Origin of the sequence: Sorangium sp. So ce1014 (genome assembly GCF_051521505.1) — a bacterium.
Classification (GTDB): domain Bacteria; phylum Myxococcota_A; class Polyangia; order Polyangiales; family Polyangiaceae; genus Sorangium.
In genome coordinates this window covers 11,236,332-11,253,513 of the sequence record NZ_CP150356.1, presented here as the reverse complement: position 1 = coordinate 11,253,513, position 17,182 = coordinate 11,236,332, and the positions used below count along the sequence as shown (strand labels likewise).

Below are 17,182 nucleotides of genomic sequence, written 5' to 3'. Positions count from 1 at the left end.
TTTTTCTGGCGGGGCTGCACCCTGCCCCGCCGACGCCGACGCCGACGCCGACGCCGGCCCGCGCGCTCGGATCTCCTCCGCGCGACCGCGATGTGACGGAGCATGCATCACGGAGTCACCAGCGTCGTTCTCCGCGTCTTCGCCTGCGCCGCGCGTCATGTCGAGCGCGCCGGAAGCGCTTCGTTTCAGGCTCGGCGCTGAGAACGGCGCACTATACTCAGAGCATGGCGATCGCTGCCGCCACTATCCGCCCGACCGATCTCATCTACGACTGGAACGAGGTGGGCCGCGTCGGGCGCGTCATTCCGAAGGAGATCGGCTTCTTCGACGAGACCCTGCGCGATGGTCTGCAGAATCCCTCCGTCGCCGACCCGAGCATCGAGAGCAAGCTCAAGCTGCTCCACCTGATGGCCAAGGTCGGCATCCAGATCGCCGACGTCGGCCTGCCCGGCAGCTCGCAGCGGGCCTTCGAGGACGTGCTCCGGATGTGCAAGGAGGTGGCAGACAACCACCTGCCGCTCCGCATCGCTTGCGCAGGCCGCACGGTCGTCTCGGACATCACGCCGATGATCGAGATCTCCCAGCGCGCGGGGATCCCGGTCGAGATCTACGCCTTCATCGGATCGAGCCCGATCCGGCAGCTCGCGGAGGCGTGGGACGTCGACCTCATCGCCCAGCGCAGCGCCGACGCGATCGACGCGGGCGTGAAGGCCGGGCTGCCCGTCGCCTACGTCACGGAAGACACGACGCGCTCGCGCCCCGAGGTGCTGGCGACGCTCTTCAAGGTCGCCATCGACCACGGCGCGTCCCGGCTGTGCCTGTGCGATACCGTCGGGCACGCGACGCCCGACGGGGTCCGCAACCTCATCAACTTCACGCGCGCCATCGTCGCCGGGGCCGGGGCGTCGGTCGGCATCGACTGGCACGGCCACAACGACCGCGGGCTCGCGCTCGAGAACGCGATCTGGGCGCTCCAGTTCGGCGCGGACCGGGTGCACGGCACCGCCCTCGGCATCGGCGAGCGCGTCGGCAACGCCGCCATGGAGCTCATCCTGCTCAACATGAAGCTCCTCGGCCTCCTCGAGCACCAGGACCTCACCCACCTCCTCGAGTACTGCACCACGGCCGCGCAGGCGGTCGGCTGGGAGGTCCCCATCAATTACCCCCTGGTCGGACGGGACGCCTTCCGCACGGCCACCGGCGTGCACGCGGCGGCCATCATCAAGGCCGAGGCGAAGGGCGACTCCTGGATGGCCGACCGGATCTACTCCGGCGTCCCGGCAGGCATGTTCGGCCGCAAGCAGGAGATCTGCGTGGGCTACATGTCCGGCGCCTCCAACGTGAACTACTGGCTCAGGCAGCGGAAGATCGAGCCCTCGAAGGAGCTCGTCGACGCCATCCTGGTGAAGGCCAAGGCCACGGACCACATCCTCGCCGAGGAGGAGATCCTGGCCGTGATCGAGCAGCACCGCGGCCGCCAGGCCTGAGCCGGCGACATCGACCGGGGGCGAGCCCCGCCCGCGGGAACGGTCCCCGGAGGTTCGGCGTTTTCGCGGATCCGGAGTAGAGATCCAGGCCGTGGCCGAGCAGGACAAGCAACCCGCAGCGGAAGCCGACCGGCCCGAGCGCCGGTCGCGGCTCGATACCGTCCTGGCCGCGATCGCCGCGCTGGTCTGCTTCCTCGCCGCGACCACGCTGCGCGACCTGGGCCCGCGGTTCCTGCCGCAGGCGTCGATCCCCGCGCCGCCGGTGCCCGCCTGGGTCGAAGGGCGCGCGGCCGATCTCACCGCCACCGTGCGCGACGAGCAGGGGCGCCCGCTCCAGGACGCCACGGTGCGCGTCTTCGCGCTGCGCGAGGACCGCGCGTACTTCGCCGGCGAGCAGAGGACCGATCCGGCGGGCGAGGCTCGCTTCGCCGGGCTGCCCTCCGGGGAGGCGTGGATCATGGCGTACGGCGCGGAGCGGGCTCGCGCCTCGACGCGCCTCGCGCTGGAGCCGGGCCCTCGCGCCGTCGACCTCGTGCTGCGGCCCGCGAAGGTGCTGGACGTGCTGGTCGTCGACGAGGCGGAGCGCCCGATCGACGGCGCCGAGGTCACGGTCGCGACCGCCGATCCCCTCCCCTTCGTCGCGGCGAGCGCCGAGGGGGGCCGCGCGCGGTTCGAGCGGCTCGGCGCGGCGCCCTACGTCGTCCGCGCGTCGGCGCTCGGCTTCGAGGACACCGTGCGGACGGGCATCGTGCCCGGGCCGGTGCCGCTCAGGCTCCGCATGGAGCGGCTCGGCGCGCTCACGGTCCGGGTGGTGGACGCGGAGGGGCAGCCCGCAGGCGGCGCGACCGTGCTCGCCGCCGGCACCGGCCTGTGGCCGGCGCGCAGCACGACCACCGACGCGACCGGCGCCGCGAGGATCGCCGGGCTCCGCGACGGGGTGTACGATCTCAAGGCGCGGCGCGGCGCCGCCGTGAGCGCGACCGCGCTCGCCGTGCCCGTGAGGCGCGGCGAGGGCAAGGAGGTGACGCTCGTCCTCGGGCCCGGCCGCCACGTGCGCCTCCTCGTGACCGACGGCGACGGCGAGGACGCGCCGTCCGTGAAGGGCGCGAACGTCGTGCTCGTCGAGCAGGGCCTGTCGGCGTTCCCGCTGCACGGGCGCACGGGCGACGACGGGTCCGTGACGCTCGGGCCCATCGCGCCGGGGTACGCGAGCGCCTCGGCCCTGGCGGCCGGCTTCGTGCCGAGGAACGCCGTGCAGGTCGACGCAGGCGCCGCCGAGGTCCGCATCCCGCTGCTCCGCGGCGGCGCGCTCGTGGGCGAGGTCGTGGACGACCGCGGCTACCCGGTCCCGGGCGCGACCCTCGAGATCGTCGGGGCCGACGCCGACGGGATGCCCATCGACGAGACCACCGCGATGTCCGAGTTCAGGGACGAGCACTTCGAGCGCGCCCTGCCCGGTCCAGCGCCGCTGATCCCGGCGGGAGAGCTCGGGGTCATGCCCGGCCCCATCCCGGATCTGCCGCGCGGCGACGCGTTCGTCCCGGCCGCCGCGGTGCGGTCGGGTGACCCGTGGGTCACGCGCGCCGACGGCACCTTCCGGGCCGAGCCCGTCACCCCGGGGCGCGTCCACGCCATCGTCCGCCACCCGGAGTACGTGGAGACGTCCAGCGAGATCGTGACGCTGCAGCCGGGCGGCGAGGCCCATGTGCGCGTGGTGATGCGCCAGGGCGGCCTGCTCGAGGGCCGCGTCCTCGAGGAGGACCGCAAGCCGGTCGCCGGCGCGCGCGTCGAGCTGGCCGCGACCGCCGGCTCGCTCGAGCGGGTGACGTACTCCGCGGACGACGGCACGTTCGCCTTCGCCGCGGTCCCCGACGAGGTGCTCGTCTCGGTCTCCCGGCCCGAGTCGCCCGGGGACGTCGTGGCGCGGCTCGTCGTCGAGGTCCCGGAGCGCGAGCGCAAGGAGATCGAGGTCGTCCTCCCGAAGGTGCGCGAGGCGGTGGCCATCCACGTCACCGACGATCGGGGCTACCCGATCGATCGCGTGGAGGTGCGCGTCCTCTCGCTCGACGTCGCCGTCCCGCTCCGCAAGACGCTCTTCACGGACGACGACGGCGACGCGCGGCTGCCCGACGCCGCCGGCCTCCCGCTCCGGATCAGCCTCGTGCGCTCCGGCAGGTCCCCGCGCGTCGAGCAGGTCGACGCCGCGCCGAAGGAGCTGCGGCTGGAGATGAGCGCCGCCCTCAAGGCCACCGGCACCGTGACCGGGCGCGGCGGGCGCGAGCGGCTCGAGGGCGCGCGGATCACGCTGTTCTCGTCGACCGGGCCGCGCCGCGCCACGAGCGACGCGGAGGGCGCCTTCACGCTCGGAGACCTCGCGCCGGGCCAGTTCCGTGTGACGGTGACCCGCGACGGGTTCGCGCCGGCGACGCTGCGGGTCACCCTCGCCGGCGATCCCGATCGCCCGACGGACCTCGGGCGCATCGACCTGTTCGAGGCGGGAGAGATCGCCGGCCAGGTCGTCGATCCGCGCGGCGATCCGGTCGCAGGGGCCCGCGTCGCGCGCGACCGCGTGCCGACGTACCTGCCGCTCGGCCCGCTGCCGCCGGGCGTCGTGACCACCGATCGGGACGGGCGGTTCCAGCTCGGCGGCCTGCCCGAGGGCACGGCGGTGCTCGAGGCGTACAGCGCGGAGCTCGGGCGCGCCGAGTCGCAGCCGGTGCAGATCCGGGCAGGCAGGACCACCGACCGGGTCAGGATCGCGCTGCCGGGCGGCGGCGCGCGGCAGGACCCGAAGGGCGCGGGGAGCCTGGCGGTGACGCTCGGCGAGGCGCGCCGGACCGTGGCCGTGGTGTCGGTGCCTCCGGCGAGCGAGGCGGAGGAGGCCGGGATCGAGCCCGGCGATCGGCTCCTGTCCGTGAACGGCGCCGAGGTGCGCTCCATCGAGGAAGCGCGGCGGCGCCTCACCGGGCCGCTCTCGGAGGACGTCGTGGTGCTGCTCGCGCGCGACGGCGAGCGCGGCGAGACGCGGTGGCTCACGCGGGTGCGGAGGGAGCGGGTACGGCGGTAGGCGGCCGCGCGGCAGGGCCCTCGGCCGGCCGAGGCGCCCGGCAGCGGCTCAGGAGGCGGCGTGGCGGCGCGCCACCCGATCTCAGTTCTTCGCCTTGGCCAGCACGATCGCGCGGCCGTCGCCGATCTCCCAGCGCAGCGTGTGATCCGTGGCGAAGCGGAACTCCGCTTGATCGAGCCCGCCCTCGGGACGGAGGAACGCGACGGTCACCTGATCGCCCTCCGCCTTGGCCACCTTGAAGGTGCCGCTGCGCGGCGTCTCCGCGGGCACGGTCACCGTGACCTTGCTGCCGTTGAACTCGAGCGCCGTCCCCTTGACCCATCCGGTCGCCTTCGTGAGCTGTTCAACGGGGGCGTTCTCGATGGAGTCGCCATACCAGCGCCCCTGAAGACGATCGCGAGGGGTCTTCGAGCAGCCCGACACAGCGGTCAGCGCCATCGCCAGGGCCAGAGCGGTCATGATGCGGTTCTGCATGGGCCTTCCTTCGGGGGGTCTCGGGGTCCCCGGTGTGGAAAATGCTACGAAAAACGGAACGGCGTGGCCAACAATGTAGGATGTTTCTGCACACTTACGGACATAGCGAGCTCCGGCAAGGGGGATGGATGCCGCCGCTTCTGGGGAGGGCGAGTTCGCGCTAGGGTTCCGCCGGAGGAGCCGCGCGGAAGACGCGCTCCTTCGCGGCGCGACGACCTTGAGCACGCTGTTCCACGAGAAGCGCCTCGTCCCCCTCGAGCGGACGCGGCTCCTGAACTCCGTCGTCGAGCGGGCGGCTGACCGGTCGGAGGGGCCTCCCGTGGTCGTCTTCGATCTCGACGGCACCCTCATGGACAACCGGCCGCGGGTGGTCGCGATCCTCCACGAGCTCGCGGAGGAGTGGCGCCGCAAGCACCCGCACGCGGCCGCCCTCCTCGAGCGCGCGGCGCCCGAGGGCATCGGGTACGGGTTCCAGGACAACCTGCGCCGGCTCGGCGTCGACGACGAGTCGCTCCACCTGCACGCCTTCGAGTTCTGGAAGGCCCGCTTCTTCAACGATCCGCACATCCGGCACGACGTCGAGGTGCCGGGCGCGAGCCAGTACGCGCGCGACTGCCACGCGGCGGGGGCGACGCTCGTGTACCTCACCGGGCGCGACCTCCCGAACATGGCGCTCGGCTCCTTCGCGAGCCTGCGCGACCTCGGCTTCCCCATCGGGGTCATCGGCACGGAGCTCGTCGTGAAGCCGAGGTTCGAGATGCCTGACACCGAGTTCAAGCGGAGCGTCGCCCCGCGGCTCTCCCGGCTCGGGCGCGTCATCGCGGCGTTCGACAACGAGGCGGCGAACTGCAACCTGCTCGTGGCCTGCCATCCCCGCTGCACCGCGGTCTTCGTGGACACGCAGTACGCGCCCGACCCGCCGCCGCTCGATCGGCGGGTGCAGGTGATCCACACCTTCGAGCGGGTGCCGTGATCCGCGCGCGCATCGCCGCCGTCGGCCTGCTGCTCGCCGCCGCCGGGTGCGAGCCGTCGCGCCACCAGCCCGCCGACCTCGTGGAGGCCGGGGCGAGCCCGAACGCGAAGATCCTCCCCGCGCCGCTCGCGAACGAGACGCCGGACCTGCTCGACGCCTCGGCGGCCGAGGCCAGCGCGAAGCTCGTGTCGGACGACTACGGCCGGCTCATCATGTCCGAGGCGAGCCAGCAATCGCCGCTGCCGCTGCCGCCCGCGACCCCCCTGCCGGAGGACACGCTCTCGTCCCGCGAGCTCCCGGGCGTCACGCTCGCGGCGGCCTTCCGCTGGCGCGACGTGCCGCAGCCCCCCAAGGCGCCCGAGGTGGCGGCCGCCGGGATCCACGCGGCGCAGCGGCTCACCGAGCTGACGTGGAAGGTCGATCTCGCCGAGACGGGGCGCATGCGGGTCCAGTTCACGTCGCGGGCGCTGCCGTTGCCCCCCGGCTCCGAGCTCCGCGCCCGACACGACGTCCACGGGGAGGTCCTGCTCTGGCCGGCCTTGACCCAGTACCGCGTCGTGCCGCCGGGGGCGCTCCGCACGCTGCTCGGCGAGCGGCGCGTCGACGTGACGCCGCTGTCGGCCGGCTCGGCGCGTCCGGTCGGCGAAGGCAAGCGGCTCGAGATCGACGTCCGCAAGATCGAGATGCACGGGAGCCTCGGCGCGCTGTACCTCGAGCTCGGCAGGGTGCCCGAGGCCGGCGAAGGGGGGCCCCTGCTCTGCCGGGCGCTGCTGGAGATCCTCGGCGTCGACCCGAAGTCGCCCGAGTGCGTGGCCGGCGAGGTGCCGCTCTATGCGAGCTATGCCTGGCAGAGCGGCGGCGGCGTCGCGTTCGAGGTCACGTCGGCCGACCGGCGCACCGACCTGATCTCGACCGACATGCTCATGCCGCCCCCGAGCGCGGCGTTCGCCGCCGCGGGGCTCCCGTCGGCGCAGGGCGGCGTCTTCCTGACGCGCGACGAGCTCGCCGCCATCCGGGCAGAGCCGCTCCCGCTGCCCGCGAGCGTCGACCCGGGTGCGCCCGGCGAGGGCTTCGTCGCGGTCAATCAGACCGACGCGCTGTTCTACCTGCTCGTCGACGGCATCCCCGCGGTCGCGGTGCCTCCGATGAGCGAGCGCTACGTCGCCGGGCCGCTGCGCGGGCGCTACGTCGTCCAGTGGCGCACGTTCCTCGGCGAGAGCATCGAGCCGCCGCAGACGGTCGAGATGCCGGCGCGCCTCGTGCGCAGCGGGACCGACGCAGGCGCGACGGACGGCGGCTGAGCGGCCGCCGCTAGCTGCCGGTCGTCGTCTCGGGGCTCGACAGGAGCGCGGCGATGTCGTCCGGGATCCGCGTCAGCGTGAGGCTCGATCCGAGGCACGCGAGGAGGATGTCGCCGTCGCAGATCACCTCCTCGCCCCGGAGGACGCGGTAGCTGAAGCGCGCGGTCACCCTGTGGATCTCGCGGCAGGTCGTCTCGACCACGAGGTTGTCGCCGAACCGCGCCGCCTGGCGGTACTTGATCCGCAGCTCCGCGACAGCGAGGTGAAGGTCGCGCCGGACCATCTCCTCGTAGGAGATCCCGCGGCGCTGCAGCCAGTCGATGCGGCCAGCCTCCAGGTAGATGAGATAGTTCGCGTGGTGGACGATGCCCATCAGATCCGTCTCGCAGAAGCGGACGGCCAGCGGGGTGCGCGAGGTGAGGTGCGGGGGCGCGTCGGGCGGAGGAAGCGGAGGAAGGGGCGGCATCGCGGGAGGCGCCGAGATTAACCCACTTTCGACCCGGGCGGCGGAGCGGCCGCGCGACCTGGAACGCGCGCGATCGGGAACGGCCGGCGGCGCGCAGGGACGAGGGAGGCGCCTCGGCGCTGGTGGCGGGGGCGCCGCGATGCTAGCGGGCGCCATGGCGAATGTCCGGACGCTCCTGTCCGCCGAGCAGATCGGCGCCCGCGTGCGCGACCTCGGCGCGCAGATCACCAGGGACTACGCGGAGCGGCGGCTCGTGCTCGTCTCGGTGCTCAAGGGGAGCTTCGTGTTCACCGCCGACATCGCGCGCCACATCGACCTCCCGGTGCGCATCGAGTTCCTCGGCGTGCGCAGCTACGGCGAGGGCACGGCCTCCACCGGCGTCGTCCAGATCACGCAGGACCTGACGCGCCCGATCGAGGGCGAGGACATCCTCCTCATCGAGGACATCGTCGATACGGGCCTCACGATCTCGCACCTGCTCCAGCTCTTCCGCACGAGGATGCCGAACAGCGTGAAGGTCTGCGCGCTCCTGCACAAGCCGGCCCGCGCGCGGGTCGAGGTGCCGATCGACTACCTGGGCTTCACGATCGAGGACAAGTTCGTCGTCGGCTACGGGCTCGACTGGGCCGAGCGCTATCGAAACCTGCCGTTCATCGGCGTTGTGGAGGCGACGTGAGCAAGCGGTTGCTGATGCTCGAGAAGATGACCCAGGGCGGGTCGAAGGACCCGTTCCACTGGTACGCGCTCGCGCTGGAGTACGCGGGGCAAGGACGCCACGACGAGGCGCTCGCCACGTTCGGCGCGCTCCGGGCGATCGACCCGAGCTACGTGCCGATGTACCTCATGTGCGGGACGATGCTTGTGAAGGCAGGCCGCCGCGACGAGGGGCGCTCCTGGCTGAGCGACGGCATCGGGGTCGCGCGCAGCAAGGGAGATCAGCACGCGCTGAGCGAGCTCCAGCAGGCGCTCGAGGGCGACGGCGACGCGTGACGCCATGAGGGCGGCGCGCGGCGGGGATCGCGCCGCGCCTCAGCCGCCCTCTCCCCCGCCCTCGCCGCGGATCCGGCGGAGGCGCTCGCCGATCGTCCGCTCGTAGCCGCGGTCGGTCGGCTCGTAGAACCGGCTGCCGGCGATCGGCTCGGGCAGGTAGGCCTCGCCCACCGCGACGCCGCCCGGCTCGTCGTGCGCGTAGCGGTAGCCCTCGCCGTAGCCCTCGTCGCGCATCAGCCGCGTGACGGCGTTGCGGAGCGTGAGCGGGACCGGCAGCGCGCCGTGCTCGCGTACGGCGGCCTGCGCCGACTGCCAGGCTGACTTGCACGCGTTCGATTTCGGGGCCGTGGCGAGGTACAGCGCCGCCTGCGTGAGCGGGTAGAGGCCCTCCGGCATCCCCATCCGCCGGAACGCGGCGTCCGCCGCGACGGCGATCTCCAGGGCGCGCGGGTCGGCGTTGCCGATGTCCTCGGAGGCGAAGATCATCATCCGGCGCAGCAGGAAGAGCGGGTCGTCGCCGGCCTCGATCATGCGCATCAGCCAGTAGACGGCGGCGTCGGGATCGGAGCCGCGCATCGACTTGATGAAGGCGCTGATGACGTTGTAGTGCTCCTCGCCGGCCTTGTCGTAGAGCAGCGTCTTGTGCTCGCTCGCGCCGGCGATGAGCTCGCGCGTGATCGTGGCGGCGCCCGCGCGCACCGCCTCGTCCGCGGCGACCTCCAGCGTGGTGAGCGCCCTGCGCGCGTCGCCCTGCGCGAGCGCCGCGATCGCCGAGAGCGCGTCGTCGTCGGCCGCGACCGCGCCGGCGAGCCCGGTGGGCGAGTCGATGGCGCGGCGCAGGAGCTCGACGAGCTCCGGGGCGTCGAGGCCCTGGAGGCGGAAGACCTTGCAGCGGGAGAGGAGCGGCGCGTTCACCGCGAACGAAGGGTTCTCGGTGGTCGCCCCGATCAGGGTGATCGTCCCGTCCTCGACGTGCGGGAGGAACGCGTCCTGCTGGGCCTTGTTGAAGCGGTGGATCTCGTCGACGAACAGGATCGTGCGCTTGCTCTCGTACGAGCGCGCGGTGCGCGCCTGGGCGAGGATCTCGCGGAGCTCCGGCACGCCACCCAGCACGGCGTTGAAGGGGACGAAGCGGGCGTTCGTCGTGTGCGCGACGACGCGCGCCAGCGTCGTCTTGCCGGCGCCCGGCGGGCCCCACAGGATCATCGAGGGGATCCGGTCGGCGGTGATCGCGCGCGCGAGCAGCTTGCCCTCGCCGAGGAGGTGGCCCTGGCCGATCATGTCCGCGAGCGAGCGCGGGCGCATGCGCTCGGCGAGGGGCACCGTGGCCCGGAGCTCCGGATCGCGCTGCCGGGCGGCGTCGAAGAGGGTCGGCTCGTCGCCCGCGGGCCGCCGCCGCGCGCCGCCGCCTCCCCCGCCGCGGGGCGCGCTCATTCGAAGGCCGACCGCGCGCGCGCGTCGGAGGCCCGTTCCGAGAGCAGGACCTCCACGGCGCGGCGCGCGCTCGCCGGATCGCGCCCGACCCAGCGCACCGTGCCCGCGCCGTCGACCACGAACGTGAGGGGGACCTGCGCGACGCCGTAGGTCCCGGTGAGCCGCTGATCGAGGTCCGCGACGATGGGGAACGTCGCGCCGAGCTCGTACGCGGCCGCCTCGGCGGTGGCCTCGGAGGCGTCGACGTTCACGCCGATCATCGCCACCCCGTCCGCCTTGCGGTCGCGCCAGAGCTTGTCGAGCGCCGGCAGGGTCCGGCTGCACGACGCGCACCAGGACGCCCAGAAGTCGATCACGGTGACCCGCGTCCTCCGGGTGCCGGGCACGCCCACGGTGATCGCCGCCGTCGACTCCGCGTGGAACTCCGGCGCGGCGCTGCCCACGAGCGGGTGGCGCACCGAGGCAGGCATCGCGCCCGGCCCGCACCCGAGCACGAGCGGCGCGCAGGCCGCAGCGCTCGCGAGGGCGCCGATACGGACGGCTGAGCGGAGGCGCGACAGCGCGGGCCGCACAGTCGCCGCGCGGACGCCGCCGCTGACCGAGGAGGGCTTGCTCGCCGCCTTCGCCTGCAACACGCGGGGAGCTTAACGTCCCGGCGCCCCTTGTCCGAGGGGCGCAGGAGGAAAAAGAGCGCGTGGTCGGCGGAATGAGTCCGCCGCGGCGGGCGCGGGGACCCCGCCCGAGGGGCCGGCGAGCCGCGCCGGGGTTGCGCCGCGCGCGGCGCGCCGGCGCTATCCGCGGGCTCCGAAGATGGCGGTGCCGACGCGGACGAGCGTGGCGCCTTCGGCGATGGCTGCCTCGAAATCGTGCGACATACCCATCGAGAGCTCGGGCAGCGCGGCCTGGCCGCCGTGCGCGTCCCGCAGGGCGCGCAGCTGCGCGAAGAACGGGAGGACGTCGGCCGGGTCGTCGAGGAACGGCGCGATGGTCATGAGGCCGATCGGCCGGAGGTGCGCGCACCGAGTCACCGCGCCGACGAGCGGCGCGAGATCGCCGGGCGCACAGCCGCCCTTCGAGGCCTCGCCGCCGACGTTGACCTCGAGCAGGACGTCGACCGTCCGGTTGAGCGCGGCCGCGCGCCTGTCGAGCTCGACGGCGAGGTCCTCGCGATCGACGGAGTGCACGACCTGCGCGACGCGCGCAACGTGCTTCGCCTTGTTCCTCTGGAGCCGGCCGATGGCGTGCCACACGAGCCCGTCGAGGTCGGCGAGCGCCTCGGCCTTCTCGACGAGCTCCTGCGCGTAGCTCTCGCCGAAATCGCGCTGCCCGGCGGCGTAGGCGGCGCGGATGGCCTCCGCGGGCTTTCCCTTGGACACAGCGATGAGCCGGACCTCTTCGGGCCCCCGCCCGGCGCGCGCGGCGGCGCCTGCGATCCGGCGCCGTACCTCTTCGAGCCGCGGCGCGATGTTCTCCAGGTCTTCAGAAATCACGCCGCACGATACCGCGACCTGCCGCTCGCGGACACGAGGGCGCGCCGCTGCACCGGACACGGCAGCGCGGGCCGTGGCGGAGGCCGGCGCAGGGTGTCGGATCCACCCGCCCGGGCGGCGTGCCAGAGTGTGCCTGAGGACCGCGTCAATCACCGCCGGATCGCAGTGCTTCCAGGGATCTTCTCGTGGCACGTGGATTGCCATACGCGTGCGTACCCGCCATGCGAAGCCTGCTGTTGTCTACCCTGCTCATCGCGGTTGGATGCACGTTCAACCCGCAGCCCGAACCGCCGTTCCAGGAGCAGGACCCCGATCCGTCGGGGAATACCGCCACCGGAGCCGGCAGCACGGGTGCAGGTACAGGTGCAGGTGCAGGTGCTGGCTTTCCCGCGCCATCGGGCGCCGGAGGAGGGGGCGGCTCCGGCGCCGTGGGTAGCAGCGGCTCCGGCGGCACGGCCAGTGAGGGCGGTGGGAGCGGCGAGGGCGGCGCGGGTGCCTCGGGCGGTGAGGGCGGTGAGGGCGGCTCCGGCGGCGGTGAGGGCGGCTCTGGCGGCGGTGAGGGCGGCTCTGGCGGCGGTGAGGGCGGCTCTGGCGGCGGTGAGGGCGGCTCTGGCGGCGGTGAGGGCGGCTCCGGCGGCGGTGAGGGCGGCTCCGGCGGCGGTGAGGGCGGCGCAGGTGGCGAGCCCTGCGGCGAAGGGGGCGTGGGAAGTGTGAACTGCGGCTGAGCTAGCGCGCCGCCCGACCTTGACGGCGGCGCCAGCCGGGTGGCAGGCGCGAGCGACAGCAGAAGGCTCATCGCGCTCGACGCCGCGCTCCCGCGGACGAAGGAGCTGCGCAAGCGGCAGGGGACTGCGCAGGGTGCTATGAGGAGAGAGCTTATGCGCAAGCTTGTCGTCCTTTTGTTCGGGGTGGTGCTCTCGGGCTGTGGCTTCAACCCGCAGCCCGAGCCTCCCCTCTCGGGTATCGGATGCGCGGACTGCGATGACCTCGGCGCGACCGGGGCCGGAGGGGGACGCGTCGAGGACGGGCCCGATGAGAATGACGGCGACGGGGGCGGCGCCACCGCCGGCGAGGCCGGCTCGGGCAACGCTGGTTCAACCGGGGCCGGTAGCACGGGTGCACCCGGCGCCGGCGGCGCGACCAACTCGGGTGGCCACGCCGGTGCGGATGGCGGAGGCGGCGAAGGCGGCACCGGTGGCGAGGGCGGCGAGGGCGGCACCGGCGGCGAAGGCGGCACGGGTGGTACCGGCGGTGCGGGCGGCGAAGCCGGCGCCGGTGGCGCGCTTGGCCAGGGCGGCGCGTGAGGCGACGGATGGGCCAGGCGCCACGACGCCGAGCGCTCGACGCAGCCTCGTAGCCTGGCGGTGGCGCTGAGCTCCGAGGTACGCCCGGCAGCGGCTCTTGAAGCGTTCTCCCCGCGCCGTCAGCCGCCGCCGCACGCCGTCAGCTCCGCCCTGCGACGCCGCGAGCGCGCGGCTCGACGCCGCGAGCGCGCGCCTCAGATCGCAGGTCGCCGCGGCCGCGTGTACTCGTCGAGCATGTTCGCGACGAGCTCGGCGAGGAGGCTGTCCGCGACGCGAAGGCGGCGCGACATCTCGCGCGCGATGTTCAGCACCAGGAGGGTGTACGACTTGAGATCGCGCCGGTAGAGCGCGTCGAGATCGTGAGCGGTGATGCGCATCAAACGCGACGGGGCGATGGCTCGCACGGTCGCCGAGCGCGGCATCACGTCGAGGATCGACATCTCGCCGAACCAGTCGCTCGGCCCCAGGACCGCGATCCGCGCGTCGACATCGCGCTTCGACCGCTTGAGCACTTCCATCTCCCCCGCGAGCAGCACGAACATCTCGCGGCCGCTGTCGCCCTCGCGAAAGGCGACGGCCCCCGGCTGCAGATCGAGCAGCTCCAGCGAGTCGGCGAGTCCATGGAGGACGTGATCGCCCAGGCCGCCGAACAGCCCGATCTCGCGCAGCTGCGCGATCAAGTCAGCGTTGTGGCTCACGGGGTTGCACCGCGGGCGACCGCGGCGGCCGACCCGACAAAGCCCACCAACACCTCGCGAACATGCTCGCCTACTCGCATCGCTCCACCTCGCGGCCCCGAGCCGATGTACCCACCGAGAGCGTACGCCGCAACATGAGGACGTCAACGCTCGCGCTCGCGACGCGCACGCGACGTCCTGCCGGCTCCCCGGCCGTCTCGTCGCGCCGCGGGATGCGCCCCCCCGAGCCCCGTCCCCTCGGTCACGTCGCTCCGAGCCGTGCGCCTGCCTCGCGGCCGCGCTGCCGCCGGGCGCACCTGGCGCGAGCCGCGCTAGAGATCCTTGGTAAACACGATCCGCGGGCGCCCAGGCCCGGCGTAGTCCTCGATCTCGGCCGCCGACCAGCCGACCGCCGCGTGGAAGCGCACGGAGCCCTCGTTGCCCAGGGTCGTGATCGCCTTGAGCTGCCGGCAACCCTCACGGCGGCAGTCCTCCTCGAACGCTGCATAGAGCATCCTGCCGACGCCGCGGCGGCGGTAGTCGGGATGAATGCCGACGAGGTGCACGTACCCGATCGCCGCGTCCGGGCACCTGAACCCGAGCAGGAAGCCGACAAGCAACCCGTGATCCTCGACGACGCGGGCAAGCCGCCCGAGCTCGTAGAAGTAGATCGGGTGCGCGAGCGCGCTGGTTGGGCCTGCCCACCACCGATCGATCTCACCCACGATCCGGTCGTAGTCGGGCTTCGTCAGCGGCCGTGTCTCCATGCATCACCTCACTCGAACGGTTCGGGATCCAGCTTTCGATCTGCAGCGTCGCCGCGGATGGCACGAACATCTCGCGCAGACCTGCGCAGCCTAGCAGCCGCGCCGGCCTCCTCGTAAGCACGCTCGTGAGGCCCCGCTAGCCGCCGCGCGTCACGCCTGCTAGCGCTACCCCGTGCGTCACGACAAAATCATCGTCGCTCCGTCGATCCTGTCGGCTGACTTCGGTCGTCTCGCGGAGGAAGTGCGAGCCGCCGAGGCCGCCGGCGCCGACTGGATTCACGTCGATGTGATGGATGGCCGGTTTGTGCCAAACATTACGATCGGACCGCTCATCGTTCGCGCGGTTCGCGCCGCGACGCGTCTTCCTCTCGACGTGCACCTGATGATCGTCGAGCCCGAGCGCTACGTGGACGAGTTCGCGGCCGCCGGCGCCGATCGGATCTCGGTCCACGTGGAGGCGTCGCCGCACCTGCACCGGACGATCCAGCAGATCCGGGGCGCAGGCGCGCGCCCCGGCGTCGTGCTGAACCCCCACACCTCGGAAGAGTCGATCCGGCACGTGCTGCCCGACCTGGATCTGGTGCTGGTGATGAGCGTCAACCCCGGGTTCGGTGGCCAGCGGTTCATCCCGGCCACGCTCCCCAAGCTGCGGAGCCTGCGTCAGGCGATCGATCAGGCGGGCCTGGACATCGCGCTCGAGGTCGACGGTGGCATCGCGCCGTCGACGTCCGGGCAGGTCATCGCCGCCGGGGCGACGGCGCTCGTCGCCGGCTCGGCCGTGTTCGGCGCCGCGGCGCCGGGCGAGCAGCTGTCGTTCGACGCGCGTGTGGCGCGGTATGCGGAGGCGATCCGGGCGATCCGCGCGCCCGCCGGGGAGCAGCTTTGATGCGGCGCAACGCCCCCGCGGCGGCGTGCGCGGCGGCGGCGCTCGCGCTCGTCGGGACGGCCGTGCTGGCCGGCTGCGCGCAGCCGGCTGCGCCTGTGGCGCCGCCACGCGCGCAGGCCCCGGACGCGGCGCGCCCCGCGGGTTCGGCCGCGCTCCCGCCGGCCGGGGGCGCCAATCCGGTCGGCGAGGGCGAGCTCGACGACGATGCTGCCCGGCTGACCCAGGAGGAGATCGCGCGCGTGCTCGCCCGCCTGGCGAAGGCGCGCGGCCTGCCCGTGCTCCGCGAGGTGCGGAGCCGCGTGCTCACCCGCGGCGAGATCCTGGCGCGGGTGCGCGCGCACGTGGAGCGCGAGATCCCCGAGGGCGTGCTGGACCATCAGCGCGAGGTGCTCGCGGCGCTCGAGCTCATCCCGGCCGACTACGACTTCACCGCCGGGATGTACCGCCTGCTCGAGGGGCGCATCGCGGGCTTCTACGAGCCGGACGACGCGACGATGTACCTCGTCGACGATCTCAGCGAGACCGAGGCCGAGGAGACGCTGGCGCACGAGCTCGTCCATGCGCTCCAGGACCAGAGCTTCTCGCTGGGGAAGCTCCTTCGCTTCAGGCCCGGCGACAGCGATCGCCTGGCGGCCACGCACGCGCTCGTCGAGGGCGAGGCGATGAGCGCGATGTTCGATGTGCTTGTCGGCTCGGCGTTCCAGATGGACGAGTCGACGCTCCGGAAGCTCGTGGCGATGTCGACGGCGCTGTCGTCCGTGGGCGACACGCCGCTCGTGCTGCAGGAGTCGCTGGGCGCGCCGTACACGGACGGCTTCGCGTTCGTGCAGGCGCTGCGCCGGGACGGCGGCTGGCCCTCCGTGGACGCGGTCTGGCGCGCGCTGCCGGAGACGACCGAGCAGCTGCTGCACCCCGAGAAGCTCGCCGCGCGCGAGCCCGCCGTCGAGGTGGCGGTCCCGACCGCCGCGGCGCTCGGTCCAGGGTACCGCGTCGTGTTCGACGACGTGATGGGCGAGCAGGCGCTGCGCATCGCGTTCGCGGCGTACGCGCACCGCGAGGCGGCCATCGGCGCGGCGGCCGGGTGGGGCGGGGACCGGGTTGCGGTGGTGCAGCGGGACGATCCGCAGGACCCGACGCGGCGCGCGTTCGCGCTCGCGTGGCGGCTGCGGTTCGACAGCGCGGGCGACGCGGCGGAGGCGGGGAAGGTGCTGGAGCGCCGCTTCGGGAAGACGTGCCAGCAGCGCGCGTCGCTCGGGCCGCTCGCGTGGACGGCGCGCGGGGGCGACGTGGCGGTCGTCGCGGGGCCGTACGAGCGGCGCGGGGGAGGGGAGGCCAGCGCGGTGGGGACGTGCGCGGGGGCGAAGACGTGGCTGGCGGAGGTGATGAAGGGCGGGGTTGGGGGGAAGGCGACGGGGGGAGCAGCGGCGGAGAGCCGGGGACGGAAGTAGCCGATCCGCTCACGAGTGGGCGCTGGGCAACGTCGAGCGGTGCCCCGTCCGTTGCGCCGCACAGGCCCGGAGGTCGACACCCTCAGCGAGCGCCTTCGCGAGGAGCTCGCGACGTCTGTCGTCCGCCCGGATAGCAGCCGCAGACGGATGAAGCTCCGGACCTTCCTCGAGGGTTTCGGCTAGACCGCGTGCGCCACGCATCGCCCTCGTCGACGCTCGAGAACCTTCAGAGGTGGGGCTTCGGGCACAAGCTCAGCGGCAGCACCGTCAACGACTACATCACCCTCTGGAAGAGCGAAGCGTCCGTCGACGAAGGGACCGAGCACAGTCGCCTGGGCGCAGCGGACGGAGCTCGAGCGATTCGATGTCTCTCTGGCTGCCTGGATGGATAGAAGACTTCCCTGAAACGGTGGCTCAG

General features: G+C 73.3%; 17 protein-coding genes. 10 read left to right on the top strand and 7 right to left on the bottom strand.

The genetic code is table 11. From position 1 onward, the window contains the following. Nucleotides 1-224: 224 nt before the first annotated feature. Nucleotides 225-1,487, top strand: a complete 1,263-nt coding sequence (locus WME75_RS42450) for a LeuA family protein (RefSeq protein WP_437483125.1) — start codon at nt 225-227, stop codon at nt 1,485-1,487. Nucleotides 1,488-1,578: 91 nt separating this feature from the next. Next, nucleotides 1,579-4,554 (top strand): carboxypeptidase regulatory-like domain-containing protein, encoded by a 2,976-nt coding sequence (locus tag WME75_RS42445; RefSeq protein WP_437483122.1) that lies wholly within the window; start codon nt 1,579-1,581, stop codon nt 4,552-4,554. An 81-nt stretch (nt 4,555-4,635) separates the two neighbouring features. Here WME75_RS42445 and WME75_RS42440 read toward each other — a convergent pair whose 3' ends face one another. Next, nucleotides 4,636-5,028 (bottom strand): hypothetical protein, encoded by a 393-nt coding sequence (locus tag WME75_RS42440; RefSeq protein ID WP_437483119.1) that lies wholly within the window; start codon nt 5,026-5,028, stop codon nt 4,636-4,638. Nucleotides 5,029-5,245: 217 nt separating this feature from the next. Between WME75_RS42440 and WME75_RS42435 the strand changes: the two genes are divergently transcribed. Together WME75_RS42435 and WME75_RS42430 are read left to right on the top strand one after the other, a co-directional pair. Continuing rightward, nucleotides 5,246-6,001, top strand: coding sequence for an HAD family hydrolase (locus tag WME75_RS42435; protein ID WP_437483116.1), 756 nt, complete (start codon nt 5,246-5,248; stop codon nt 5,999-6,001). Then, nucleotides 5,998-7,302: a hypothetical protein gene (locus tag WME75_RS42430; protein ID WP_437483113.1), complete on the top strand. Its 1,305-nt coding sequence runs from the start codon at nt 5,998-6,000 to the stop codon at nt 7,300-7,302. The genes WME75_RS42435 and WME75_RS42430 overlap by 4 nt, the downstream gene beginning before the upstream one ends. A 10-nt stretch (nt 7,303-7,312) precedes the next feature. Here WME75_RS42430 and WME75_RS42425 read toward each other — a convergent pair whose 3' ends face one another. Then, nucleotides 7,313-7,768, bottom strand: coding sequence for an acyl-CoA thioesterase (locus tag WME75_RS42425; protein WP_437483110.1), 456 nt, complete (start codon nt 7,766-7,768; stop codon nt 7,313-7,315). A 154-nt stretch (nt 7,769-7,922) separates the two neighbouring features. On the opposite strand from WME75_RS42425, the gene hpt reads away from it, so the two are divergent. Together hpt and WME75_RS42415 are read left to right on the top strand one after the other, a co-directional pair. Then, nucleotides 7,923-8,444: a hypoxanthine phosphoribosyltransferase gene (gene hpt, locus WME75_RS42420; protein ID WP_157907284.1), complete on the top strand. Its 522-nt coding sequence runs from the start codon at nt 7,923-7,925 to the stop codon at nt 8,442-8,444. Then, a complete protein-coding gene (locus tag WME75_RS42415; protein WP_437483107.1) occupies nt 8,441-8,758 on the top strand; it encodes a tetratricopeptide repeat protein in 318 nt (105 codons plus the stop codon). Before hpt ends, WME75_RS42415 begins: the two co-directional genes overlap by 4 nt. A gap of 39 nt (nt 8,759-8,797) precedes the next feature. Here the strand turns inward: WME75_RS42415 and WME75_RS42410 are convergent, their stop codons facing one another. The 3 genes from WME75_RS42410 to WME75_RS42400 all read right to left on the bottom strand — a co-directional run bounded on the left by WME75_RS42410 (nt 8,798) and on the right by WME75_RS42400 (nt 11,682). Beyond that, on the bottom strand, nt 8,798-10,192 hold the full coding sequence (locus WME75_RS42410) for a replication-associated recombination protein A (RefSeq protein WP_437483104.1): 1,395 nt from the start codon (nt 10,190-10,192) through the stop codon (nt 8,798-8,800). Next, nucleotides 10,189-10,827, bottom strand: a complete 639-nt coding sequence (locus WME75_RS42405) for a TlpA family protein disulfide reductase (RefSeq protein WP_437483101.1) — start codon at nt 10,825-10,827, stop codon at nt 10,189-10,191. The genes WME75_RS42410 and WME75_RS42405 overlap by 4 nt, the downstream gene beginning before the upstream one ends. A 156-nt stretch (nt 10,828-10,983) precedes the next feature. Beyond that, nucleotides 10,984-11,682, bottom strand: a complete 699-nt coding sequence (locus WME75_RS42400; RefSeq protein ID WP_437483098.1) for a YggS family pyridoxal phosphate-dependent enzyme — start codon at nt 11,680-11,682, stop codon at nt 10,984-10,986. Between the two features lie 221 nt (nt 11,683-11,903). Here WME75_RS42400 and WME75_RS42395 point away from each other — a divergent pair, with 221 nt between their 5' ends. Next, entirely contained in the window at nt 11,904-12,407 is a 504-nt protein-coding gene (locus WME75_RS42395) for a hypothetical protein (protein ID WP_437483095.1), read from the top strand. A 153-nt stretch (nt 12,408-12,560) separates the two neighbouring features. Further along, nucleotides 12,561-12,986 carry a hypothetical protein gene (locus WME75_RS42390; protein WP_437483092.1) on the top strand — a complete coding sequence of 142 codons (426 nt, stop codon included), beginning with the start codon at nt 12,561-12,563 and terminating at the stop codon, nt 12,984-12,986. A 194-nt stretch (nt 12,987-13,180) separates the two neighbouring features. On the opposite strand, the gene WME75_RS42385 is transcribed toward WME75_RS42390, so the two are convergent. Continuing rightward, nucleotides 13,181-13,684 carry a cyclic nucleotide-binding domain-containing protein gene (locus WME75_RS42385; protein ID WP_437483090.1) on the bottom strand — a complete coding sequence of 168 codons (504 nt, stop codon included), beginning with the start codon at nt 13,682-13,684 and terminating at the stop codon, nt 13,181-13,183. A gap of 311 nt (nt 13,685-13,995) precedes the next feature. Further along, nucleotides 13,996-14,430 carry an N-acetyltransferase family protein gene (locus WME75_RS42380; protein ID WP_437483088.1) on the bottom strand — a complete coding sequence of 145 codons (435 nt, stop codon included), beginning with the start codon at nt 14,428-14,430 and terminating at the stop codon, nt 13,996-13,998. A gap of 172 nt (nt 14,431-14,602) precedes the next feature. Here WME75_RS42380 and rpe point away from each other — a divergent pair, with 172 nt between their 5' ends. Next, the gene (gene rpe, locus WME75_RS42375; protein ID WP_437483086.1) at nt 14,603-15,316 is read left to right on the top strand and encodes a ribulose-phosphate 3-epimerase; all 714 of its coding nucleotides are present in this window, start codon (nt 14,603-14,605) and stop codon (nt 15,314-15,316) included. Continuing rightward, complete coding sequence (locus tag WME75_RS42370; RefSeq protein WP_437483084.1) at nt 15,316-16,764, top strand: hypothetical protein; 1,449 nt, start codon at nt 15,316-15,318, stop codon at nt 16,762-16,764. Before rpe ends, WME75_RS42370 begins: the two co-directional genes overlap by 1 nt. Nucleotides 16,765-17,182: the final 418 nt, after the last annotated feature.